This is a genomic window from Oribacterium sp. WCC10 (assembly GCF_900113415.1).
GTDB lineage: Bacteria > Bacillota > Clostridia > Lachnospirales > Lachnospiraceae > Oribacterium.
Map to the genome: position 1 here is coordinate 13941 of NZ_FOPH01000009.1, position 20652 is coordinate 34592.

At 41.4% G+C, this 20652-nt stretch carries 21 protein-coding genes; 4 read left to right on the forward strand and 17 right to left on the reverse strand.

Features of this window, described 5'->3' with window-relative positions:
• Positions 1–5: 5 nt before the first annotated feature.
• The 5 genes from BM294_RS08065 to BM294_RS08085 form a co-directional block, all read right to left on the reverse strand.
• Complete coding sequence (locus tag BM294_RS08065) at positions 6–1088, reverse strand: GGDEF domain-containing protein (protein ID WP_091206704.1); 1083 nt, start codon at positions 1086–1088, stop codon at positions 6–8.
• A gap of 48 nt (positions 1089–1136) precedes the next feature.
• Positions 1137–2345: an EAL domain-containing protein gene (locus tag BM294_RS08070; RefSeq protein WP_242944483.1), complete on the reverse strand. Its 1209-nt coding sequence runs from the start codon at positions 2343–2345 to the stop codon at positions 1137–1139.
• Positions 2346–2597: 252 nt separating this feature from the next.
• The gene (fumC, locus tag BM294_RS08075; RefSeq protein ID WP_091206706.1) at positions 2598–3962 is read right to left on the reverse strand and encodes a class II fumarate hydratase; all 1365 of its coding nucleotides are present in this window, start codon (positions 3960–3962) and stop codon (positions 2598–2600) included.
• Positions 3963–4156: 194 nt separating this feature from the next.
• Positions 4157–4741, reverse strand: coding sequence for a Gfo/Idh/MocA family protein (locus tag BM294_RS08080; protein WP_091206709.1), 585 nt, complete (start codon positions 4739–4741; stop codon positions 4157–4159).
• A 65-nt stretch (positions 4742–4806) separates the two neighbouring features.
• Positions 4807–5595, reverse strand: coding sequence for a Uma2 family endonuclease (locus tag BM294_RS08085; protein ID WP_091206712.1), 789 nt, complete (start codon positions 5593–5595; stop codon positions 4807–4809).
• 581 nt (positions 5596–6176) lie between these two features.
• Between BM294_RS08085 and BM294_RS08090 the strand changes: the two genes are divergently transcribed.
• On the forward strand, positions 6177–7070 hold the full coding sequence (locus tag BM294_RS08090; protein WP_207648052.1) for an ORF6N domain-containing protein: 894 nt from the start codon (positions 6177–6179) through the stop codon (positions 7068–7070).
• Positions 7071–7144: 74 nt separating this feature from the next.
• Here BM294_RS08090 and BM294_RS08095 read toward each other — a convergent pair whose 3' ends face one another.
• From BM294_RS08095 to BM294_RS08135, 9 genes are all read right to left on the reverse strand, one after another.
• Entirely contained in the window at positions 7145–7342 is a 198-nt protein-coding gene (locus BM294_RS08095; RefSeq protein WP_091206718.1) for a transposon-encoded TnpW family protein, read from the reverse strand.
• Between the two features lie 15 nt (positions 7343–7357).
• Entirely contained in the window at positions 7358–8899 is a 1542-nt protein-coding gene (locus BM294_RS08100; protein ID WP_091206720.1) for a MobA/MobL family protein, read from the reverse strand.
• Between the two features lie 245 nt (positions 8900–9144).
• Complete coding sequence (locus tag BM294_RS08105) at positions 9145–9489, reverse strand: hypothetical protein (RefSeq protein WP_091206723.1); 345 nt, start codon at positions 9487–9489, stop codon at positions 9145–9147.
• 101 nt (positions 9490–9590) lie between these two features.
• Positions 9591–11096 (reverse strand): hypothetical protein, encoded by a 1506-nt coding sequence (locus BM294_RS08110; protein WP_091206726.1) that lies wholly within the window; start codon positions 11094–11096, stop codon positions 9591–9593.
• Between the two features lie 4 nt (positions 11097–11100).
• Positions 11101–12549, reverse strand: a complete 1449-nt coding sequence (locus BM294_RS08115; RefSeq protein WP_091206729.1) for an MBOAT family O-acyltransferase — start codon at positions 12547–12549, stop codon at positions 11101–11103.
• 187 nt (positions 12550–12736) lie between these two features.
• Positions 12737–13348, reverse strand: a complete 612-nt coding sequence (locus tag BM294_RS08120) for a recombinase family protein (RefSeq protein WP_091206732.1) — start codon at positions 13346–13348, stop codon at positions 12737–12739.
• A gap of 20 nt (positions 13349–13368) precedes the next feature.
• Positions 13369–13650, reverse strand: coding sequence for a hypothetical protein (locus BM294_RS08125; protein WP_091206735.1), 282 nt, complete (start codon positions 13648–13650; stop codon positions 13369–13371).
• 330 nt (positions 13651–13980) lie between these two features.
• The gene (locus BM294_RS08130; RefSeq protein WP_091206737.1) at positions 13981–15858 is read right to left on the reverse strand and encodes a recombinase family protein; all 1878 of its coding nucleotides are present in this window, start codon (positions 15856–15858) and stop codon (positions 13981–13983) included.
• Positions 15855–16235, reverse strand: a complete 381-nt coding sequence (locus BM294_RS08135; RefSeq protein ID WP_175494600.1) for a recombinase family protein — start codon at positions 16233–16235, stop codon at positions 15855–15857. Before BM294_RS08135 ends, BM294_RS08130 begins: the two co-directional genes overlap by 4 nt.
• A 194-nt stretch (positions 16236–16429) precedes the next feature.
• Between BM294_RS08135 and BM294_RS08140 the strand changes: the two genes are divergently transcribed.
• From BM294_RS08140 to BM294_RS08145, 3 genes are read left to right on the forward strand one after another with little or no spacing between them, the layout of a single operon-like run.
• Positions 16430–16648, forward strand: a complete 219-nt coding sequence (locus tag BM294_RS08140; RefSeq protein WP_091206743.1) for a hypothetical protein — start codon at positions 16430–16432, stop codon at positions 16646–16648.
• Positions 16649–16668: 20 nt separating this feature from the next.
• A complete protein-coding gene (locus BM294_RS15870; protein WP_155988278.1) occupies positions 16669–16812 on the forward strand; it encodes a hypothetical protein in 144 nt (47 codons plus the stop codon).
• A complete protein-coding gene (locus BM294_RS08145; RefSeq protein ID WP_091206746.1) occupies positions 16809–17798 on the forward strand; it encodes a PstS family phosphate ABC transporter substrate-binding protein in 990 nt (329 codons plus the stop codon). The genes BM294_RS15870 and BM294_RS08145 overlap by 4 nt, the downstream gene beginning before the upstream one ends.
• 190 nt (positions 17799–17988) lie before the next feature.
• On the opposite strand, the gene BM294_RS08155 is transcribed toward BM294_RS08145, so the two are convergent.
• The 3 genes from BM294_RS08155 to BM294_RS08165 all read right to left on the reverse strand — a co-directional run bounded on the left by BM294_RS08155 (position 17989) and on the right by BM294_RS08165 (position 20564).
• Entirely contained in the window at positions 17989–18210 is a 222-nt protein-coding gene (locus BM294_RS08155; RefSeq protein WP_175494601.1) for a CAT RNA binding domain-containing protein, read from the reverse strand.
• A gap of 217 nt (positions 18211–18427) precedes the next feature.
• On the reverse strand, positions 18428–19549 hold the full coding sequence (locus BM294_RS08160) for a DUF362 domain-containing protein (RefSeq protein WP_091206751.1): 1122 nt from the start codon (positions 19547–19549) through the stop codon (positions 18428–18430).
• 91 nt (positions 19550–19640) lie between these two features.
• Complete coding sequence (locus BM294_RS08165; protein WP_091206758.1) at positions 19641–20564, reverse strand: alpha/beta hydrolase; 924 nt, start codon at positions 20562–20564, stop codon at positions 19641–19643.
• Positions 20565–20652: the final 88 nt, after the last annotated feature.

Here is a 20652-nt window from a genome sequence, read left to right on the forward strand (position 1 = left end):
TCCCGCTACTCACTCACCACCTGATTTTTTCCATGACGTTTTCCGTAATACAGCTTCGCATCTGCATCTTCAATCATTCCGGCCACGGTTCTTTCACCATCATAGGACGAGACACCTATAGTCACAGTTACCGATACCTTTATTTCTTTCTTATATACTATAGGGTCCTTTGATATTTCTCTTCTGATTCGCTCGGCCACTGGAATAGAACGCTCGAGATCGGTCTTTAATAATACGAGTATTTCCTCTCCGCCCCAACGGAACACATAGTCATCCTTCTTGACACAGGTGGAAACGGCATGCGCCACATACCTTAGAACCTTATCGCCACAGTCGTGTCCATAGGTATCATTGACGCGTTTGAAATCATCAATATCAAGAAGCAGAAGGCAAAAAGTATCTTCTCCCTTCTGTGCCCGATTGTAGGCATTATTGAGATGCTTATCCATGGAACGACGGTTTAGCAGATGGGTAAGTGTGTCATAGTTTACATTCTTTTCAAGCTCTTCAACGAGGTATCTTCCACCGAAATAAGTTATGGATAGCAACGTAAGTACCGTTAGTCCGATACAAAAAAGACGCAGTACGAAGGTCGGCCAGAATAATGCATCATCAAATGCCAAAAACTGATATTCCCCATTCACTATCCAGGATATGAATGTCGAACCTAAAAGCAATGCCGTCAGAATGGATGTGAATCTGATGTCGAAAAATACGATGGTCAGCGCGATAAAAAAGAAAAGATAAGCCCACCATTCGCGATCAGGAATCATATAAGAGATACAGTTCCATTGTGCGACAACGATAAACCCCACAAAATATTTTCCCTGTCGCATCTTTTCCGGCTTAATGGTTCCGTTTTTATCCTTGCAGGTTTTCAGAAGATATAGGGCATAGCAAAAGTAAAATGCATTGATGATATCGTATATCACAAGAGTTGACATGGAAATATCCGGCCACCAGCCAATCAGCTTGAATATGGTAAATACAAAGGCTGATGTGGTGGCTCCGGTAAGAGGCAAACCTATAATTATATTAAACGCCCTGTTCAGGTACGCATCAAGTGCCGACATCTCATAATCGCCCATATGTGTTTCCTTCCCGGGAATCTGAAAATCATAGTCAAAAGATAAACATTATCCTTTGATATCACAAAGACTGATGACCAGTACATCATCTACAGAAGCATGTTTTACGAAATAGTCCGTTGACTCCACTTCATGATAAATGCCGTCATCTCCAAGCTGTCTTGTAACGACAGAGACACTTTTCCTGCCCTCTTCATACGCTTTTAGAAGAGCTTCACGATTAAATGTTGCTTCAAATTTCGCCTTGTCTTCGGGATGCATGGTTGCGGCACCATGTACGATCAGTTCGTCAAATACACCGGCGGCCGGACATGATTTGGTTGAGAAATTCTCATACGCCATCATATAGTAACTGTTTCTTGTCAGATTTGCGAAAATAACCAGCGGATACCTCATGAAAATGGCATCCATTAACAGTTTGGCAGCACTGGTTGGTGCCTGAACAGACAAAATATCTTCTGCATCCAATCTGTTGCTTTTCTCAAGACAACAGAGGAAAAACTTATCTTTGGGCATAGGTCTCGCATATAAAAAACCCTGTATCCTGTTACAGCTACAGGTTCTCAGAAATCCCAGCTGTTCCTGGGTCTCCACTCCCTCCGCTATAGTCTGCATATTGAGTCGTTTTGCGAAGTAAAAAATACTTTCAAGAACAATCCTCTCTTTTTCGCTGGAACAGTTACTGCTGAGAAGTGATCTGTCAATCTTTAAAACATCAGCCGGAATGTCCTTTACAAACTGAAGTGAGGACAGTCCGCTTCCAAAGTCGTCAATTGCTACAGAAAATCCGGCTTTTCTTATTTCTTTTACCCATTCAATGATTTTGGCAGACTCTGAAATGAGTGCAGATTCTGTAATCTCAACTTCAAGATACTTGTATGGAACCTGATAGCGGTCAGCAATAGCTGTAAGCTTCTCCACAAAGCACTTCTCATTAATATGCCATCTGGAAAAGTTTGAAGAAATTGATATCTTGACCCCCTGACTTCTGAGTTCCGAAACAGTTTTACAGGTTTCCTCAGCCATATACCAATCAAGAACGTTGACAGCTTCGGTTTTTTCGAGTTCCGGTATAAAAGAATCCGGCATAATAACCTCACCATCATCTTTTATCCAACGTACAAGTGCTTCTGCACCGACGATTCTTCCTGTAATTGCATCATATTGTGGCTGATAAAAGGCTTTCAATTCCTTGTTTTCGATTGCTTTTTCTATTTTTTCAATAATAATTGTATCCATCAGGAAATCCTTTCCCATAACAAAAAACTCCCAGAAAGAAAAACCGCCTGAATAGGAGATCATCCTGCCCACTTAAATTCATCACACTATCTTTCATCGTCAAAATTAAGTGATTCTATAATAGTTCATGAAGTATCCCTGATTACACAAAAACGGGGAGGCGGAAACCCACCTCCCAGATATGAACAAATTGAAAACATACCAATACATCATATGACGTGAGTGTCAAAAGTATTTGCCACACACTAGACGACATGGATCTATAAGATATCAAACCATCTTTTCAGGTCTCACTGTTTCGTCGTACTCTTCTCCTGAAAGGAAACCGAGAGCAAGAACAGCTTCACGTAATGTTGTATTCTCTTCAAATGCCTTATGGGCACACATAGCTGCATTCTCATAGCCGATTACAGGGCTTAAGCAAGTAACCAGCATAAGTGAATTTCTGAGGTTTTCCTCCATCTTATCTTTCTTTGCCTTAATGCCGGATACACAGTTTTTATCGAAAGAAATAATACTGTCTGCAAGAAGTCGTATAGACTGCATCATATTATAAGCAAGCACCGGCATAAAGACATTAAGCTCGAAATTGCCCTGAGATGCTCCTATACCTATGGTTGCATCATTGCCCATAACCTGTATGGCCACCATGGTCATAGCCTCGCACTGGGTAGGATTCACCTTACCAGGCATGATGGAACTTCCCGGCTCATTCTCAGGTATACTTATCTCACCGAGACCGCAGCGGGGACCATTGGCAAGCCATCTTACATCATTGGCGATCTTCATGAGGTTCGCAGCAAGTCCCTTTAATGCACCGCTGACATATACATATCCATCTTTTGAAGTAAGTGCGTGGAACTTGTTCCCGCTTGCCTTAAATTCCTGTCCTGTAATGGAAGAAATCTCTTCGCAGCAAATTCTGTCGAATCCCTCAGGACAGTTAAGCCCGGTACCTACGGCAGTTCCTCCTATGGCAAGCTTTCTAAGATGTGCGGAAGCTTCCGTAATCTGTTCCTTCGATTCCTCAAGCATACCTCTCCATCCTGATATTTCCTGACTGAATCTTAGTGGAACCGCATCCTGAAGATGTGTACGCCCTATCTTTATAATGTCTTCATTTTCTTTCTCAAGGCGCTTCATGGTCTCTATAAGCCTGTCAACCGCCGGAATCAGATTCTCATGAATGGCGATAACAGCGGCCATATTCATGGCTGTGGGGAAAGTGTCGTTTGACGACTGGGACATATTTACATGGTCATTTGGATGAATGTTCACCTCAGGATGGTCATGCACCGCAATGTGGGCTATGACTTCGTTGAGGTTCATGTTTGACTGTGTTCCGGAGCCTGTCTGCCATACTTTAAGAGGAAACTCTTCCGGATATTTGTTATCCATGATATCCTCACAAGCGCCGATGATAGCCTCAGCCTTGTCCTTTGTAAGCTTGCCAAGCTTCAGATTCGCACTTGCTGCTGCAGACTTCAGTACTGCAAATGCAAATATCACTTCTCTGGGTATGATTTCAGTTCCTATACGAAAGTTCTCAAGAGAACGCTCAGTCTGGGCTCCCCAGAAATGGTCTGCAGGAACCCTAACCTCTCCCATTGTGTCATGCTCAATCCTAAATTCCATGTTTTCTCCTCATTTTAATTTAATTGTGTGCTGTGAAAAATCTATGTTTCGGAAAGAATTTTCATTAACGAGTATATATTACCATGATAGGGATAATTTAACCTCTACTTTATTCATAATGCTATAGCCTGTATGGCATACCACGCGAATAAAAACTGCAGATAATCCTATGGACTACCTGCAGTCTATATACACTATTTAACACCTGTTACACAAAATGTATCATCCACGTTCTTTAAGCCTCTTTTCCATGTAGAGTGCCAGGAACTTGATGTGTAATACTTTTCCGGCCGATACCAATCCGTCACGATCCAGTTCACACGCTTTAGTTCACCGTATTTTCCGCTTTTCAGAATTTCTTTAAGCTTTATATAAACCGGTGAGGTTCTCTGATTAAAAACAATGGAAAACACCTTTCCGGATTTATCAGCCGCCTCCTCCATATTCCTTGCCTGCCGGCTGTATACCCCTGAAGGCTTATCTGTCAGAACATTTAAACCATGTTCGAATGCCTTAACCGCGATATCTTCATGTGAAATGTGAGGTGTGGCAATAACCACTGCATCAAGCCTTAAAACACCCTTTTCCGCTTCTTTAAAAATATCATCTGCCGAATCAAAAACCGGCACACCCGAATCCACAGCAGCTTTAAGCATCCCGCTATATGGCGGACGCATTCTGGTAAGTGCTGCAAGTTCCATCCCCTTTATCTTTCCATCAAATATCAGGGAAGCATATTTGCTCCCCATATTACCCACTCCTATCACAGCTGTCTTCATATCATCACCACTATTCTTTAATTTTATGACTGAGTGTCAAAAGACCATATAGTACCATTATGCGCTCAAGCTCTCACCTTCGAAAAGTCGATGCTGCATTTTCCACCGGATATGCCCACAGGTATCTCTGCATCAAAGTCATACTGCTTCGGGGCATAGTCTTCATCCATAAACTCATGAACATAAACTGTTCTATGCTTGGAATCTATGATCCAGTACTCCTTCACTCCGGCATTCTGGTATTTATATAGTTTAAGTACCATATCCTTGCTTCTGGAGGAAGGTGACAATATCTCAACCACCATTTCCGGTGCACCTTCATATCGTATACCGTTTTCGTCATATTCTCCGCAGATCACCAGAAGATCCGGCTGCACCATTGTGTAATTATCTTTATCCAGTCTTACATCGCAGGGGGAGAGATAGACCTCACATGGCATGTTATGCTTTGAAGCACATTCCCTAAATAAAACAAAAAGATCACCAAGTATCCTCTGATGAGTCAGAGACGGAGCTCCCATATCATAAATAACCCCATCTATAAGCTCAACCCTCCGGTCATCTGGTATGGCATAGTAATCATCTATGGTATATCTCTTTTTTCCCCCCTCTGCCGAATATGCCACTGCTGTTTCAGATACCATACCACTTTCGGGATATGTCACTTTTGTATAGTCAACAAGTCCATCACCAAGAACTTTTGAAAGCGCATCTATGGTAAGTTTTCTGGGTGCGGTGGTTTCTCCGCTCATTATCTTCTGAACAGTTCCCAGGGGGACACCTGAAAGCTTTGACAGCATCTCATTGGTATAACCCTTTTCGGTTTTTTTCTTTTTCATCTCCTCAATAGTCATAATCGTACCTCCTAAGCGAATTCACAAATTCTGCTTTTAAATCTGACATGAAGATGTAATCCGGATTGGCTGATATGTACTTTCGATTATAACCTGTTTATTTTTATCAATCAACCATATTTGGATATTATATTGATATCCGAATATCCATATAATATCCAAATGATACTTTTGCGGTACTTAAGCTATCCATGTTTAAACCGTGTTTTTTCAATTGTGATTGTGCTAAAAAAGAAAGGATATGTCTGCCATTCCCAACCCGGAATCTCAAAAAGTAAAGGAATTATCAGAAAGTATATATAAATTTCAGAAATCCTTCGGGATATAATGATTCTATTACATACGTTTAAGAGCGCTGCTCCTGTTGCTACTTGTCAATAGTTTATTGTACTTTTTCTTGTGGAAGTGCCTAAAATCCGCTCTAAATCTAGACTGACATAACATGACTTTTTCATAAAAAACTGTAGAGAATTTCCCCGATATATGTTATTCTATCCACAGGCTGTTTGATGTCGCAGCCATATAACATTTTTTAGAGGATAACAACAGTGGCAAAAGAAAAAGATACAGAAAAGAATGAAATGGCTTCCGTATCTGAAACCGTAATAAGGAGCTTAATCCATACCGTCCGTGGCCAGCAAGTAATGTTGGACAGTGACTTGGCTATGCTTTATCAAGTCGAAACCAGAAGGCTGAATGAAAGTGTAAAGCGTAATATTGGTCGTTTCCCTGAATCTTTCTGTTTTCAAATGACCAAAGAAGAATACAACTCTTTGAAGTCGCAAATTGCGACATCAAACAATGAGGGACGTGGTGGTCGAAGGAAGCTCCCATTCTGCTTTACAGAGCCTGGAATAGCCATGCTATCCGCTGTTCTTCACAGCGATACGGCGGTCAACGTTAGCGTCCGTATAATGAATACCTTCGTTGAAATGCGTAGGTTCATATCAAATAACGCCCTGCTATTTGAAAAAATCAGCAATGTTGAATTGAAGCAGCTAGAATTCCAAAAGGAGACAGATGCAAAATTTGATAAGGTATTCGACTACATCTCAGATCATGCTGAGTCTGAGCAAAAAATATTCTATGATGGTCAGATTTACGACGCTTTCAGCCTAATAGCATCTCTGATTCAAAAAGCCAAGAAGAACCTGTCGTTGATTGATGGATACGTTGATATTAAAACTCTTAATCTTCTAGCCAAGAAAAAGAAGGGCGTTGATGTAACAATATACACTCACCCCAAAACAACTTTGAGCCAGACCGATATCAGCAATTTCAACCGCCAGTATCCTAGCCTGACTGTCAAAGGAACAACTATATTCCATGACCGTTTTCTGGTAATTGATGATACTGATGTATATCATATTGGAGCCTCCATCAAGGACGCCGGCACAAAATGCTTCGGAATAACTCTGATTCAGGATAAACAGATGGCCAGCGACCTAATCAAGAGACTTAAAACAATAAAATAATTTTTGATGTCGCAATTTGCGATATCAAACGAATAGAGTATCCACAGGAGCCGAGCAAAATCGGCTCCTTAGTTTTAGCAGCTACAATCTGCTCTAAGCACCCTTTTCAGCTTCTGTGAAAAGGTCTGTCCCTGCTCCTTGAAATGAAGATTAGCAACATAGGTAGTCTTGCCTATAGTACGTGATATTGTGCATGTGGGCATAGAAAAAGCGCAGGTATCATAGCTGACAACTGCGCCTTCCTGCTCATTCATTATTCTGTTGTTTTCCATTCATAACCTCCGTTCTTACCTTTCCAAAGAGCTGTGCTTTCTGGAAGGTACTCGTTCACGTTCCTGCTGTCTTGTTTTCTGGTGCTCGTCATTGGTGCGCTCACGCTGTTCATTAGCCCTGTTATAGTCAATGACTTCTACGCAAGCCAGTTCTCCGATTTCTTTGTTCAGCAGTTCCTCAATATCCATGCGCTTATCAAAAAGAACATCCACATCCTTTGACCACTTATCCCTGTCAATCTTCTCGATCTTTGGGATCACCTTTCTGAACTCCTTAAGTTGGGCAGGATACTGTTCAAGCATAGCCTTGTTTTCCCTGTCAAACTTCCACTTGGCAACACCTTTAAGACTCTCACTCTTTCTGAAAGCATCAAGGTATGGCTTAAATCTGTCGTATGCTTCAATCTTTGCCATAACAGCTTTTAACTCCTTGCCATAACCGTTATAGGTTTCAGCCAGCTTGTTATACTCGTCAGTATGTCCCTTGGAAAAAGTATGGAGCTCTTCAAAATCCCTAATGTCGTTCTTTTCCAAAAAGCTGAGCATGTTCTTCGGATCCTGAAGGAGCTGTCTGTTGGAAACTTTTCTAAGATAGAACCCACTTACCAGAGGTAGCTGTAGGAATTTATGGCGCTTAACAACTGCATCTATAAGCTCCACAATTTCATTCTTAACTTCTGCAACCTTTTGGACAGCAGCCTTCTTATAATTCTCAACCGCAGCAGTAGTGATGTTGATAAACTTGGAAAGACCTCTAAGCTCCATAACCTTGCGATTATAGTCACCGCGCTCAGTATGGATGCCTTTGTTCTCCAGAGCATTGGCTTCACTGCCAAGATGGATAGTCGGCAAAGCATCAATTCCGAGTTCCTTGAAAGACCTGTGCTCCCAAGTCTCGTCAATCTTAAGAGCGGCATTGATTTCATTAATCAGATCTCTCAGATTCTTTCTCCACTCTTTGGCTTTGCCCTTGTCATTCCAGTCAGTGACCTGCTCCGTCCTGCAAGCGTAATTCTTACCCCTGCGGATTTTATTTCCGTTTTCATCAAGGATATAAACCTTACGCTGCTTTGGTAGCCATTTACCATTTTCATCCATAGCTCTAAGAGTCATGAGACAATGAAAATGCAGATTGCGCTGTCCATGCTTGTTGACCGAATCATGAATCGCCCACTCACAGCACATTCCCTTGGAAACAAAATTGTCATTAACATACTGCCTGACAGCCCTCTCCGCAACTTCATATGACCAGCTATTTGGAAGGGATGCTTTCATCATCCTGCAAAGCTGGGCATTCTTATTTTTCTCTACCATCTCAACAGCATTCCAGAGTACGTTGGGATCCTGATATTCTCTCGGGGCGTTGTCTGGGAGATTGACCTCTTTGTGCACCAGATCCTCTTTTGCGTCTGGGTAATAAGTGTGACCATCATATTCGCTATAACGCTTTTCTCGATCCATATAGCCCGAGGCATCTACAGCAGATCCGCCCCCTCCGCCTTTACTTCCACCTCCACGGCTTACTACGGATATTCGCGTGCTCAAGAACTTCGGCATGTTTCCACCTCCTCTCGGCAGCACGCAAAGCTCTCAGGGCACGATAACGGCGAAGCTCGACGTTATCATGGTCTGTGAGAGGACAATAGGGTAGGCGCTTTCTTCTGCGCCGAAGGGGAAGTGTAGCTTCCCCTTTTGGACATGCACAGCATGGACAATGCCCTCCGCAGGAGTCCCCCGGAAGGGCGCACATACCATCGGAGATGGTATATCTGTGCGCACCCAATAAATTGGGTGGAAAAACATTAGCGGTTGTCAGTACGGTTCGCCTCATCGCCAGTCACCTCGCTTTCGATGGTTTTGCTCTGTGGATGTGTAGCTCTGAACTTGATGTCACTGATCACTTTTTTACACTCCGTTGTAGCCAGAGCAGCCTTAAGGATCTCGTTCATCTCGTCCTCTTCGAAGCTGTAGCACTCAGGGAAATACTTGTGCACAACACCCCCCATCATGTACTTGTGGCGGTTCTCGATTCTTCTTCGAGCCTCGTTTGCTTTCTTCTTCTCCTGAGTAAGACGATTCTTTGCCTGCTGGAGCTGCTTCTCCGCAGCCTCCACACCCTTGTTTGCCGTGTTGTTTGTATCAATCATGTGTAAACCTCCTGTGATAAAATATTTATTGTCCTGCGCAGGGCAAAGAAAAAAGGACTATTCCACTTTGGAATAATCCTCTTTGCTTTACTCTGCCGAGCTTAATATCTTGTCATTGTTTTTTCTTCAACTGTTGTATTGATATTCACCTTATCAATTATCTGCTTGAAGTCACTATCATATACAACTATATCTATTCCTGTATTTTGATTTCCACACTCCGTTCCGTTTATCACCATTGAAAACATCTGATAATTCGGAAGCATATTAGTAGTATCAATTAAAAAATTATATATCATTTTTCCGTTACGAATAGTTCCAGAAAAAGCTATATCCTCACTGGTCATTTTTTCAATAATACTATCTGATTTGACTGCACAATAATGATTTCCTTCTGGTATACTTCTCAAATCTGTCGCAAATCCTAGAGCAAACCACCTATTAGCCATGTCCTCATCAACAAAGCTCCCAATATTTCTACCCGAAAAGACAAAAATGTCATAATCACTGTCATTCAATCGTTCCAAATACTCATATATATTTGTTGTTTCTGACAATTTTATATTGTTGACTTTATGAATATAAATTTCCCTGCTCTTATCAAAAGAGGAATCCGACTTCGTACTAATCCCGTATTCATTAAGCAGTAATTCGCCTAAATAGTTAGAAATCTTTTCTGCACCAATGTAATTTGGATGCCCATATCTATCAGCTTCCGCACTATAACCTATTTCATGGTAAAGGTTCTCTTCATTAAAGTCGTAAAAAGGAATATTATGTGCATCGGCATATTCCTTCGTGGATTTATATCTTGCAATAGATTCGCCATAAGGAATATTAACAAAAATGAGTTTTATGCCCTCTTCTTCGCACAGATTTACTATCTTCCCAAGGTACTCATCTGCAATTACCACCATAGGTTCTGCTTCAACAGAATCTACATCTCCTTCGCTGAATGTTGCATCCGCAGCCCCAGGAGAAGTTCCGCCCAAAGCAGAGAAGCCTTTAATCCCACCATGATCCACCATTTCTGCCTCTGTATAATCGTTTTCACCAAGGCTTGTCCATCTAGTGTGATATCGAATATTAGTGAACGGGAAGCTCAATCCGCTTTGTGTAGGATCAACTTTTTCTATTGCCATGCCAGCCTCAAACTTAAGTGGTGATAACTTCATGCTATCCATAGGTTTACGAACTACACCTTCACTACAATTCATGTCATTATAAACATACGCATCTGTGTATTTATGAAACGTATATGTATCTATAACTACAGCTTCTGGTGACTGATATTTAAGAGCTTCTTTTAACCAATAATATGTTATTACAAGGCTTTGTTGTTCGCATCCCAGATTATAGCTACGGATTCCATAATTATCGTAAACCACCTGAGGGTTAAACGAAGATACAGCATGTGAACTTCCAAAAAATAGCACCTCAACAGTATTTTTATCTAATTTGTAAAAGTCTTGATAAGTGTTTGTTGTGGGCCAGCTTTCATTGTAATAATACTTTGGCATCAACCATCTGTTTACCACTAACACACAGAACAGAGCCAGTGTAACAAATAGTATACATTTAATGCCAAGCAATATTCTCTTTTTCATACAATCAAAATCCTCCATAAATAAATGCTTGTGCATCAAATCCGTAACCATATGTTCCAAACACCATTATGAACAGAATTGCTCCAATATATATAAACCATCTTATCGCTATATTCTTCTTCAAAATATAATCTCTTATTACAATACCTCGTTCCTGAACCGAACTTACAAACAGCAGGAATAACATGCAGAATATCAAAATATGGAATTCCTTCCACCCTAGCCCTAGTGAATACAAAGCATCATTTGTAAATATCCATGGATTATGCACAGCAAACATGGATTTTATCATTGAAAGACCTGTTTTTAGGTGATCTGCTCTAAAAATAATCCAAGCCAGCATAACCAGAACAAATGTGGCAACTCTCTTATATAGTAAATAACCCAAACCGTCTTTTCTCAGCTTAAATACTTCACAAAATTTTGCTTTTACTGGATTCAACCACTCACCAAACAGCTGATATACTCCGTGTAACAATCCCCAAAATAGATATTTATAGCCTGCTCCATGCCATACTCCACTTACAGCAAACGTAATCAATATATTTAAATACTTTCTACACTTCCCTTTTCGATTTCCTCCCAACGGAATATATATATAATCTCTCAACCATGAACTGAGTGATATGTGCCACCTTCTCCAGAAGTCTTTAATAGATGTTGAAAAATAAGGATGCATAAAGTTATCAATAAGATCTATTCCAAAAAGATTAGCTATTCCTTGAGCCAATGAAGTACATGACATAAAATCTGCGTATAGCTGAATACTATAAAGAATTCCTGCCACCAAAACGTACATGCCTCTATATGTAGGATAATTATCGAAAACCTTATTGACTATTATTCCAGCTTTATCTGCTATACATAATTTCAGGAAAAAGCCCCAGAGAATCAACATGAATCCTTTAACAAATTTTCTTTCATCAAATCTATTTCCTGCATATAATTGGTCAGATAACTGAGAATATCGCGGAATAGGTCCTTGAATGATTTGTGGAAAAAAGCTTGCAAATAACAGATACTTAAAATAGTTTCGTTCAGCCTTGATAGCACCTTTATAAACATCTACGTTATACGATATCAGTTGTAGTGAGAAAAAAGCCATTCCGATAGGAACTAGCCACCAGTTAGGCATATCCTTATGTATAAAGGAATCCATAATAAATGGACATTCCTTTATTGCCAATAACGGAAATGCAACCATGCATACTGACAGTGTCAAATATATTTTCTTATGCTTTTCATGCCGTTCCATCAATAAACTAAATATCCAACTCACAAATGATAATACAATAAGCATGAAAAATTTACGCTTAGATCCTTGCGAGAGATACCAATAAAAAGCCATACTACCTGCCAGTATCGCCATCCACCTGAATTTCAACGGAATAACATAATAAAGCAGTAGCACGACTACTACAAACAAATAAAAGTATAATGAAACAAAAACCATCTTCCCACCTATGTACCACAAAAATGTGTACTTTTTTGTGAGGTGTTTTTTACCTATAGTCCTTAAGTACTAATACTCGCTCTATCAGTGGATTTTTGAGGGAAAAATCATTATAATGAAATACGTTGGTTTTAGGACTAACAAAAAACAAGAAAGTACACCTTCTTGCTCGGAAATGCACTTTCAATTAAGTGGTTTTCTTGTATATAGAAGCCCTATATCTGAACGTTGAAGCAGGCATATTTACTAGCCTTGCCGCCTCTTCAGTAGATACCTTTTCAGCCTTCCATCTCTGATAAACCTCATGAAAGTTCTCCGGTAAAGGTCTTGGCGGTCTGCCCAGCTTCACGCCCCTAGCCTTTGCAGCAGCAATTCCCTCAGCCTGTCTCTGGTGGATTGTCTGATACTCGGTCTCTGCCACATATGAGAGTAGCGCAAGTATCAGATCACTGATAAATGTTCCCAGCAGGCTCTTTTCACGCCTTGTATCAAGAAGTGGCATGTCAATGACAACAACATCTGCGCCTTTTTCCTTAGTTATGATGCGCCACTGTTCGCTGAGATCACGATAGTTACGTCCTAACCTGTCAATGGATTTGATATACAGCACGGAATTGTCATCCAGTTTCTTGAGAAGCCTCTTGTACTGCGGTCTTTCAAAGTTCTTCCCTGACAGCTTATCCAGGTAAATCCTGTTCTGTGGAACTCCCATCTCCATCAATGCAAGAATCTGTCTATCCTCGTTCTGCCCTATAGTTGAAACCCTTGCGTATCCATAAACCTTTTCGTTTTCGCTCATGTGAAACCTCCTGTCACCGCTTATTTACGGCTATTGTTAATGTTTTCCATTTGTGTTCTGATCTGATCCCTTCTTTCCTGTGTTATCCTTCTGGGCTTACGGTAACTAACGTACTGTTTTGGCATTGAATAGGTCTTGTCGATATCAGTTGCCTTGATGCATCTGTAAGCCTCAGGGAACTCGGTAACTAACGAGTCAAGTTTTCTTATAACGGCTTTATCTCTGGTATAGACAACCGCTTCTTCCTCCCCTGCATTGAAATTGATAACTGTCTCCTGCTCAATCTTGGTTAATCTGCTCATTTCTTAAGCTCCTTTCTGACTGCCCTCTTGGTCTGTTCTGTAGTTTGTGGCACGGACGGAAACGAAAGGAAAAGATGGATAGGATAAGATGGGATAAGATAAGTTAGTTAATAGGGTATATCTTTATTCTCTTTTTCTTTGGTTCTTTCTTTTTCTCTTCTTTCTAGGGGAAGAAGGAAGAAAAGAGAAGGGAGGAAAAGGGAAAGAAGAGAAGGAAAACACAGCCCTCGGTAATTATCGGAGTCATGGGAAATAAAAAAGTGCTAATGAAATCTTCTCCATTAACACTTTTCTAAGTTTATTCAGTTCAGTAATTACCGTATCAATTGACTAAAAATTGGGTGTTTCAGAGTTTGCTACCACAACGCTTACTCTGGAATAATGCTCCTGATCATATTCTTCGGCAGGGATCCCGTAAATATTGGGATTCATAGCCTTAAGTTCTTTCAGTCTTGCCCTTCTTCTAGGGTCATATCTCTTTTCCCATGCTTTCTGAGCACCTCTGGCTTTTCTGTCAAGGTACTGTCTATGGCGCTTGTCCTTGATGGCTTCTATGCGTTCCTTCTCAGCAAGCTCTTCTTCCGTCAATTCCTTCTCGGGCATACTGTAATTACCGATGAAATTGAAATAGATATCAATCTTCTGAGTAGTCTGTATAGAGCCTTTCCTATCACGCTCATGAACCAGTATCTTATCGACAAATTCGTTTACCATATATGCCGTGAGTTCATCAAAATTATTGTATCTCGACATCAGATTTACAAAACGCTTGCCACTACGCTTGTTTTCCTCAATGGATTCAAGCTCGTCCTCAAGCTGGCTATACTCCTCCTTCATGGCAAGTTGCTCTTTGGAATACTGGGTTATCAGCGTTTCGTATCTGTTCTCAGGCATTCTGCCAAGGGCATTGTCCTCATAAATCTTGCATATGAGCTTTTCCTGCTCTCCAATACGCTTCTGACAAGCCTTCTGCTTCTCTGTTTTTGCCTTGATTTCAGTACTTCTGCTGTCAGATTCAAGCTGTGTTATCTGCTCTATAAAAGCCTCAGGATCCTCGTCTATCTGTGACTTAAGGAATCTCAGTGTTTCCTTAAGGATTTCCATAACAGCACTGGCATCTATTCTGTGACCAGAGCTACAAAGCGTACCAACAGGCTGTTTACCATACTTTGCACAGATGTACTGCGCCACACGCTTGCCATTACTTGTCCTATGACAGTACATGAGGGAACCGCAGTCGAAGCAATACATCTTTCCGTCAAGGGGATGGGGTTCGCCCCAGCCATTAGGATATCTCTTGATACCAGTCCTGCACTTCTGAGCATTATTGAAGGTCTCTTCATCCACGATAGGCTCTTGTGTATTCTCAAACACCTGCCAGTATTTCTGAGCAACATAATGGCTTTTCTTGTCCTTGAAATGCTTACGGGTCTTGAAGTTTACTGTATGTCCAAGATACTCTTTCTTTGTCAGAATACTTGCCACTGTAGAACTGTTCCATCTGTATGGATGTTCTAAAACGCGCCCCTGCCATAATCCCATGCCCTGCTTCTGCTGATGCACGGCAGGTATTTCTATCTTATCAGCCTCCAGTATCTTTGCTATCTGATATGGGCCTTTAGACTCAATGGTAAGCTGAAAGATTCTTCTCACAACCTCAGCTGCTTCTTCGTCAACAATCCAATGGTTCTTGTCCTCTGGATCCTTTATATATCCGTATGGCGGAGAGCTGGCAACATGTTTTCCAGAGTCCCCTTTCGCCTTAAAAGTTGATCTTATCTTTTTACTGGTGTCCTTAGCATACCATTCATTCATGATATTGCGGAATGGGAGAAAATCATCATCTCCAAACATGGTGTCAGTACCATCATTTACAGCTATGAGGCGGACATCCTTTTGTCTGAACATTTCCACAATCTGCCCAACTTTGAGATAATCCCTGCCCAGTCGGCTCATGTCTTTTATGACAACGGTGCCAATATTTCCGCTTTCAATCTCTTCCATCATTGCCAAAAATGCAGGTCTGTCAAAGCGTGTACCCGATATTCCATCATCAGCAAAATGCCTTGGACTTGGAAGTTCATTAGATACGGCATACTCCATGAGAAGCTGCTTCTGATTTGAAATACTGTTGGACTCGCCCTGAAGTTCATCATCATGGCTGAGTCGCTCATACAAAGCTGTGTACTGCTGTTTCTGCTTTTTCATAAAACTCCTTTCCACGCCTCGCTGCAGGTATCAAGGCCTTCAGCAACCGTAATTACTCTGACATTATTTTTCTTAAGTTCTGCAACAATATGAAGAACCGCTACCATTTCTCTGCCGATTCTGCTTACATCCTTGACGATAACAGTACTGATATTGCCAGCCTCAGCTTCCCTAAGAAGTTCATTTAGAGTTGGTCTGTCAAACTTGGTGCCAGAGACACCCTCATCCGAATAATGCTTTATCTCTGAAAAATTATGAGATTTTGCATATTCCGTCAGCAGTTCCTTCTGTGTTAAAATACCATTAAGTTCATAGGGACCGCTCATGTGGTTAGTTCTCTCATACAATGCCGTGTACTGATGCTTTTGGTTTTCCATAAAGCTCCTTTCTGTCATAAAAAAATGACAATACATAATTAGTTCCTCGTATCGGGGAAACCTCTTAAAATCCCCTGTTTCTGCTACTTGTATCGTATTGATACAAGAAACTAATTACATATTGTCACACCCGGAACGATTCGATGTCGGCTTTTGACACTCACGTCATAGGATCAGTGCCCATGGAGGTAAAAATGAACTCTTTTTATATGTGGTTTGCGCCATTTTTTCTTTTTTTCATCTTTTCACTCGGTTTATTTATATGGGATGGCGTAAAAGCCAAAGAAGCGGGAAGGAAAAGAAAGACCTGGATTATGGTTTTAGCCATCATAAGTTTCGGATTGATGGCAACAGTGATCATTTTATCCGTTCTTTTGCTGCTTCTTACCATAGCGATAGTTCAAAACATGTAATCAGGAAAGAAGATACAGATATGAGCGACAAAGTGTTTATTCGAATCCTTGTTTCCATAGTCGCAGCAGGAGTCATCATCACGGCTTTACATGCTGCCTATATTTATTATGCCTATGAGCATTCTTCAATCATATACTTTATTTCAAAGGAGCTGTGGCCATGAAAAAAACAGCTGTCATAGCGGCTTCTGTCCTTTTCTTTGTATTTGTCAATGTCTTTTTATACACTTCCGTCACCCGCCGTCTCGGTAATAATTACAGCGGTATATCACAGACAAAAATGGTGGATGTGGCAAGATATCTTCCTTTTGAAGATACTTCGAATCTTGCAAGGACCGGTTCCTCCATGCATTTTTCAAAGGATGATGACCTTCCTGTACTTGATGGTGCTGCGGCACTGGTTCCTGTATATGCCTCAGTCATAGATTCAGTTTACCCGGAGGGGTCTGTCACCTATGAGGGTGGCTCGTTTTCAGATGATAATCAGTACGGAGAAAATTTCGCAGAAGACAGTGTTATGCAGTATCAGAACACTATCCGCGGGTTCGATGCTCTTCTCGATGGTTCTGTAGATCTGTTCTTTACTGCACATCCTTCGGAAAAGCAGATGGAAACAGCAAAAGAAAAAGGCATAGATATCGAACTGGTTCCCATAGGACTTGAAGCATTTGTATTCTTCGTAAATAAAAACAACCCTGTAGACAGCCTTACCGTTGATGAGATAAGGGGAATCTACAGGGGAAATATTACAAACTGGAAGGAAGTGGGCGGTGCCGACAGAAGCATTAACCCGCTTCTTAGGATCAAAAATTCCGGAAGCCAGACTATGATGGAGAAATTCATGGGAAATGACATGATTGAAAGTCGCAGTATGTTTGCGATATTCGGTGCCTCCATCGGTTATTCTTTCAGGTACTATCTTTCAGGAATGGTGGCAAATGATAATGTCCGTATGCTTTCCGTAAACGGTATTTATCCCGATGCGGAAAACATCAGAAACAGCCGGTATACTTTAACCGCCGCCTTCTATGCTGCCTGCCGAAAAGATAATACAAATCCCAATGTTCCAAAACTCGTTGACTGGCTACTGTCAAAAGAAGGTCAGAAACTGATAGAAGAATGCGGTTATGTGGCGATAAACCCCATCTGATCCAACAGCTATATATCTTTTCATAAGCTTCTTCTATCTCCTTAAGCCGCTTATGAAGATCTTCTTTCGGGCTTTACCAATCATTCTACCGCATTACAGTTCTTCACCGTTAGTTTTTATCACGTTCTTGTACCAGTCGAAGGACTTTTTCTTTCTTCTCGCAAGAGAGCCTGTTCTGTCATCGTATTTCTCAACTAGGAAGGATACTCTCCTGAATCTCTGTGAAGAGTTCCTGAAAATGGCGGCTTTCCGAAGCATTCTCCGGGATAAAACGTCGCTCAATCCTGTCTTCTTCAAGACTGTCACCGGTTTTTTTCTGAAATCCGATGCCCTTTCCCTGACAGATCGACTCATTCCCATCCTTGTCACGGACCAGCACCATATTATTGTTAAGTGCTTTTACAACTTTCACAAAAGACCTCGGCATAAACCAAGAATCATAGGGACAAAAAAAGGCAGGGCTATACGCATAAAAAACACTGAATCATCTACAGTCAGTATAATCTGCGTGAGCCTTGCCTGCATTACCAGTCACAAATCACAAAAATTGCTATAACAAATAGAATTCGATTTGTAAATTTGTACTGTTTTACAATTTTCTATATATTTTTTAGTCAAATATCACAAGGTCACATGGTTATCAACTCATATTCACGTGTCCCAAGACCGATCTTTTCTGCATGTTCCAGGGTCTCTTTCCATCTGATATTGGGATTGGAATCAAAGAAATGGTCGTGATGATGATGCCAGCCCGGTTTATTTAAATTATCCGAAAGCTGGCTGTTAGGCATAGGAGCCGACCTGAGACATGCATCCACACATGCCTGATCAAGAGCAACCGGGTCAAATGATGCAAAAAATCCCACATCCGGCAGAATAGGAGCATCATTCTCTCCGTGACAGTCACAGTTCGGTGAAATATCCCGTACCAGACTTATATGGAAGCATGGTCTGTCAGCGCACACAGCAGCACTGTACTCTGCTATCTTGCGTCCCAGTATCTCATTTGCATCCCAGTTCATGTTTTCTATTGCATCAAATGCGCAGGCACCTATACATCGGCCACAGCCTTTGCAGAGGTTCTGGTCAATATGAGCCTTTTTATTTTCATAGTATATGGCATTCGAGCCGCATTCCTTCGCACAGCGGCCGCATCCACGGCACATGTCCTCGTGAACTGAAGGATGTCCGCTATTGTGCTGCTGCATTTTGCCTGCGCGGCTTCCGCATCCCATACCTATATTTTTTAAAGCACCTCCAAAGCCGGTAGACTCATGTCCTTTAAAGTGGGTAAGAGAAATAAAGATATCTGCATCCATCACAGCTCTTCCTATATAAGCAGTCTTACAATACTCGCCCTTAGGTACAGGAATCTCTATATCATCTGTGCCTCTTAAACCATCTCCGATGATTATCTGACATCCGGTAGTAATGGTATTGAAGCCGTTGATATTGGCACAATCCATGTGTTCAAGGGCATTCTTGCGTGATCCCGGATAAAGGGTGTTGCAGTCAGTTAAAAAGGGTATGCCTCCCTGTTCTTTGACCACGTCAGCAACAGCCTTGGCATAATTCGGTCTAAGATATGACAGATTGCCAAGTTCTCCAAAGTGCATTTTGATTGCAACAAACTTACCGTCCATATCGATGCTGCCTATACCTGCCTTACGTATCAGCTTCTGCATCTTGACAGTCAGTGACGTTCCCACAGTTGTTCTGAAATCTGTAAAATATACCTTTGATCCGGCCATTTCTCCTCCTAAAAAAATAATCATCCTGAAACATAAAACTATGTATCAGGATGATTATACCTTATTTACGTGAGCAGGTGTCTCAACTTTTTCAGTACTTCCACTTCTTAGGGTTTTTCACTTCCTCAACCATATCGAAGTAAAGTTTTTCGGCTTCTCCGAAGATTCCCACGCGACGGGTCAAAAAACCGTGCCTTGTTCCCAGAAGTCGTTTGCAGGTAACGGATACTCCTGCCTGAATAAGCATTCCCGCAAACTTTTCTCCTTCAGGTCCCAAACTATCGGTTCCGCCGGTACAGATAAGGAACGGATTCAGTCCCTCAAGCTGTTCTCTTTCTGCATATACAGGTGACACTCTCCAGTCAGTTTTATTCTCACCGCCTGCATACCATTCATTATAGAGAAGTCCTCTCTTTTGAAGCTCGACAGACTCCGGTGTTGCATCCGGTCCAAGCTTCGATACAGGATCTGCTGCCAGGTCAAGGGGGGGATAAGCAAGACAGGTGCGGCAGATCTTGAAATCGGGCTTCTCACCCCTTCTCTCCTTTTCATGATTCATGAGAGTTATAACGGTTGCCATGTTTGCGCCTGCACTGGCACCACTTAGGATGATACGTTCAGGGTCAATGTCAAACTCCTCAGCATGCTCATAAACATACTTTACCACTGCATAGCCTTCATTGATCGCATAAGGATATGCCTTCTCCGGAGCCGGTTTATAGTCAATGTCTATGAGAAGACACTTTGTGTTGTAAGCCACCACATGAGAATAATTTACATCCTGTCCACGATATGGCTTTACAAATCCGCCTCCGTGAAGCCTTATGATAACAGGCCCCCTTGTTTCCATGCCTTCCGGCTCATATATGTAAACCTTCACAGCCTCCTCACCTTCACGTAGTATCATCTTTTCATAGCTCCTCTTTAAAGGAAACTCCTTCAGAAGCTCCTGATCCGGTTCTATACCATGAGCACCATCTCTTACATTGCTCAATGCTTCATTATTTTCATTCATTGTCTTCTCCGTCCTGTAGTTCTTCCGGTACTGATGCTTCCCCCCTTTATGGAAGCATACATAATACCTGTAATTCTTTATATTTAAA

What these genes read in the sequence shown, in the direction of transcription:
- BM294_RS08115 (WP_091206729.1), bottom strand. Translation starts at nt 12,549, where the DNA reads ATGGTTTTTGTTTCATTATACTTTTATTTGTTTGTAGTAGTCGTGCTA.
- BM294_RS15870 (WP_155988278.1), top strand. Translation starts at nt 16,669, where the DNA reads ATGAGCGACAAAGTGTTTATTCGAATCCTTGTTTCCATAGTCGCAGCA.
- BM294_RS08145 (WP_091206746.1), top strand. Translation starts at nt 16,809, where the DNA reads ATGAAAAAAACAGCTGTCATAGCGGCTTCTGTCCTTTTCTTTGTATTT.
- BM294_RS08095 (WP_091206718.1), bottom strand. Translation starts at nt 7,342, where the DNA reads ATGGAAAACAACAGAATAATGAATGAGCAGGAAGGCGCAGTTGTCAGC.
- fumC (WP_091206706.1), bottom strand. Translation starts at nt 3,962, where the DNA reads ATGGAATTTAGGATTGAGCATGACACAATGGGAGAGGTTAGGGTTCCT.
- BM294_RS08135 (WP_175494600.1), bottom strand. Translation starts at nt 16,235, where the DNA reads ATGGAAAACCAAAAGCATCAGTACACGGCATTGTATGAGAGAACTAAC.
- BM294_RS08105 (WP_091206723.1), bottom strand. Translation starts at nt 9,489, where the DNA reads ATGATTGATACAAACAACACGGCAAACAAGGGTGTGGAGGCTGCGGAG.
- BM294_RS08110 (WP_091206726.1), bottom strand. Translation starts at nt 11,096, where the DNA reads ATGAAAAAGAGAATATTGCTTGGCATTAAATGTATACTATTTGTTACA.
- BM294_RS08085 (WP_091206712.1), bottom strand. Translation starts at nt 5,595, where the DNA reads ATGACTATTGAGGAGATGAAAAAGAAAAAAACCGAAAAGGGTTATACC.
- BM294_RS08080 (WP_091206709.1), bottom strand. Translation starts at nt 4,741, where the DNA reads ATGAAGACAGCTGTGATAGGAGTGGGTAATATGGGGAGCAAATATGCT.
- BM294_RS08165 (WP_091206758.1), bottom strand. Translation starts at nt 20,564, where the DNA reads ATGAATGAAAATAATGAAGCATTGAGCAATGTAAGAGATGGTGCTCAT.
- BM294_RS08125 (WP_091206735.1), bottom strand. Translation starts at nt 13,650, where the DNA reads ATGAGCAGATTAACCAAGATTGAGCAGGAGACAGTTATCAATTTCAAT.
- BM294_RS08160 (WP_091206751.1), bottom strand. Translation starts at nt 19,549, where the DNA reads ATGGCCGGATCAAAGGTATATTTTACAGATTTCAGAACAACTGTGGGA.
- BM294_RS08140 (WP_091206743.1), top strand. Translation starts at nt 16,430, where the DNA reads ATGAACTCTTTTTATATGTGGTTTGCGCCATTTTTTCTTTTTTTCATC.
- BM294_RS08100 (WP_091206720.1), bottom strand. Translation starts at nt 8,899, where the DNA reads ATGCCGAAGTTCTTGAGCACGCGAATATCCGTAGTAAGCCGTGGAGGT.
- BM294_RS08130 (WP_091206737.1), bottom strand. Translation starts at nt 15,858, where the DNA reads ATGAAAAAGCAGAAACAGCAGTACACAGCTTTGTATGAGCGACTCAGC.
- BM294_RS08070 (WP_242944483.1), bottom strand. Translation starts at nt 2,345, where the DNA reads ATGGGAAAGGATTTCCTGATGGATACAATTATTATTGAAAAAATAGAA.
- BM294_RS08120 (WP_091206732.1), bottom strand. Translation starts at nt 13,348, where the DNA reads ATGAGCGAAAACGAAAAGGTTTATGGATACGCAAGGGTTTCAACTATA.
- BM294_RS08090 (WP_207648052.1), top strand. Translation starts at nt 6,177, where the DNA reads ATGGCTTCCGTATCTGAAACCGTAATAAGGAGCTTAATCCATACCGTC.
- BM294_RS08065 (WP_091206704.1), bottom strand. Translation starts at nt 1,088, where the DNA reads ATGGGCGATTATGAGATGTCGGCACTTGATGCGTACCTGAACAGGGCG.